Source organism: methanotrophic endosymbiont of Bathymodiolus puteoserpentis (Logatchev), from assembly GCF_900128525.1.
GTDB lineage: Bacteria > Pseudomonadota > Gammaproteobacteria > Methylococcales > Methylomonadaceae > Methyloprofundus.
This window is the reverse complement of the sequence record NZ_FQTQ01000139.1, coordinates 1-1,869: the sequence shown is the minus strand read 5'-3', so window position 1 is coordinate 1,869 and position 1,869 is coordinate 1. Positions and strand designations below refer to the sequence as shown.

General features: G+C 37.6%; 3 protein-coding genes. All 3 read left to right on the top strand.

Annotated elements, in window-relative coordinates; translation table 11 throughout:
* Positions 1–444 precede the first annotated feature (444 nt).
* The 3 genes from BQ7314_RS11330 to BQ7314_RS11320 all read left to right on the top strand — a co-directional run bounded on the left by BQ7314_RS11330 (position 445) and on the right by BQ7314_RS11320 (position 1,755).
* Positions 445–972: a DUF1097 domain-containing protein gene (locus tag BQ7314_RS11330; protein WP_174483804.1), complete on the top strand. Its 528-nt coding sequence runs from the start codon at positions 445–447 to the stop codon at positions 970–972.
* 229 nt (positions 973–1,201) lie between these two features.
* Positions 1,202–1,588 (top strand): succinate dehydrogenase, cytochrome b556 subunit, encoded by a 387-nt coding sequence (gene sdhC / locus BQ7314_RS11325; RefSeq protein WP_174483803.1) that lies wholly within the window; start codon positions 1,202–1,204, stop codon positions 1,586–1,588.
* Positions 1,589–1,590: 2 nt separating this feature from the next.
* Complete coding sequence (locus tag BQ7314_RS11320; RefSeq protein WP_174483802.1) at positions 1,591–1,755, top strand: succinate dehydrogenase, hydrophobic membrane anchor protein; 165 nt, start codon at positions 1,591–1,593, stop codon at positions 1,753–1,755.
* Positions 1,756–1,869: the final 114 nt, after the last annotated feature.

The following is a 1,869-nucleotide window of genomic DNA, read 5'->3' as shown; positions in this document are numbered from 1 at the left end:
AAAATCCCAAGCCTTCTGAAGAGCGCTATAGATAGTACGGTAAATATTGTAAGAGTCTGACATTATAAGGTATTCTCAATGAAAAATTTTTACATTATCACCTTTTCATGCTTGGCAATACCTGTTTTAAAAGTGTACGGTAGTGAATCTAAGAATGGGGCGCAGAACTTTAGTCTGCCCTTTAAAATGCAGGCTGAAGACCTGCGCTCCAGATGACAATGTATAAATTATTTCATGTACGCTCGTTAGCGCTAAGCTTTGCTTTATTTACTGACAAGCAAGAGGCTTAAATTGCACAGGTCAATTATGTATGTTTAAATCAGCAAGCAATATTGTGTGATAGGCTGGTTATTAGCCTATAAAGCCATATTTAATTTAAATTTTGTGGTATCCATCTCGCCACAAAGTTTTATCAAAAAGAGGTGATACTATGGAGATATTAATATGAATGGTCTTTCAGCGCTATCTGTCAGTATTGGGCTTTTAGCAGGATTAGCAACATTTTTAGCGGTTGGTCCTTTAAGTGGTGTATTTTTAATTTGGGCAGTAACTATTACATGGGCTGCTTATTTTGCCTTAGGTGGTGATAATAAAGCCGCTATTAATACAGCTGTATGCAGTGTTTTTGGTGTATTTGTTGCAACTTATGCAGCGTATGAAATTGCTACAATTTCACCTGATAATCTACTTGGTTTTTCTTTAATGGCAGCTATTATTGTGACAGTCACCGTTATTGCTATGTGTTTAGCTGCAAACATACCGGCTTTAGCAACGATTCCTGCTAGTGTATTAGGTTATTCGGCAACATTTGCTTATTTACTGCAAACACCTGGCAAACTTTCAACAGACGTGCTATTAAATGCAGGTTGGGATAATCCTTTATTTATTATTTCTTTCTCACTTGTTCTTGGTCTAGGTTTTGGTATTGCATCTGGCAAATTAGCAGCGAAATTGACTACAATCTCAGAATAAGCTTAGTTTTTTATTAGTTAGATTGATAGGCCGAATAAGTTAAATTATTTAACTTATTCGGCCTATTTTTTTATATATTGGCTAGCAGTCAATACGCTGTTTACTTCCCCTTCTAATATCGTATTAGCTAAAGCACGAATTTTAAGCGACAAGCACAAATTGTTTTGGAATAATCAATAGCGACGCTGTATTATTAGAATCTTAATTCTAAGTCTAGTGAAATAGTGCCATGGAACAGAGAAAAAGACCGCTTTCCCCTCATTTGCAAGTCTACCGATTACCCTTAACAGCTATTATTTCTGTGACCCACCGTATGACTGGTGTGTTGTTGACGGCTGGGTTGCTATTATTTGTTGTTAGCCTAGCAATGATTCAGTGCGGTGCAAGTAGCTTTAATACGATGCAGGCATTTATTCAGTTGCCTCTGGTTGAGCTGGCACTATGGCTGATGATTTATGCCTTATTTTTTCATTTATGTCACGGTGTACGGCATTTATTCTGGGATTCCGGCGAAACCTACGATAAGCTCTTAATGAATTATTATATTATTTTAGAGTTGTTTGGCTCGGTGGCATTAACAGGCCTGAGTTTCTTATTTGTCCAGATGGGAGTTTAATCATGGAGTATCAAACGCCTTTAGCTAAAGCGCGCGGCTTAGGTTCTGCTAAAAGTGGTACTAAACATTGGTGGATGCAACGTGTTACCGCTGTCGCTTTAATTCCCTTATCTTTCTGGCTCATTCTCTTTGTGCAGCAGTTATTTCATGCTTCGGAATGTGCATGAAATAACTTAGGCAACTTATAAAGTTGTTGCGTCAGGAATGGCAGTATAATTCCATTGCCTCAGGTGCTCATCAAATACAATTCGCATTGACTCTTTAAAACCCTCTGCAACTTT

Bases quoted from the DNA above. Each gene is read 5' to 3' on its own strand.
- BQ7314_RS11330 (WP_174483804.1), top strand. From the start codon at position 445: ATGAATGGTCTTTCAGCGCTATCTGTCAGTATTGGGCTTTTAGCAGGA.
- BQ7314_RS11320 (WP_174483802.1), top strand. From the start codon at position 1,591: ATGGAGTATCAAACGCCTTTAGCTAAAGCGCGCGGCTTAGGTTCTGCT.
- sdhC (WP_174483803.1), top strand. From the start codon at position 1,202: ATGGAACAGAGAAAAAGACCGCTTTCCCCTCATTTGCAAGTCTACCGA.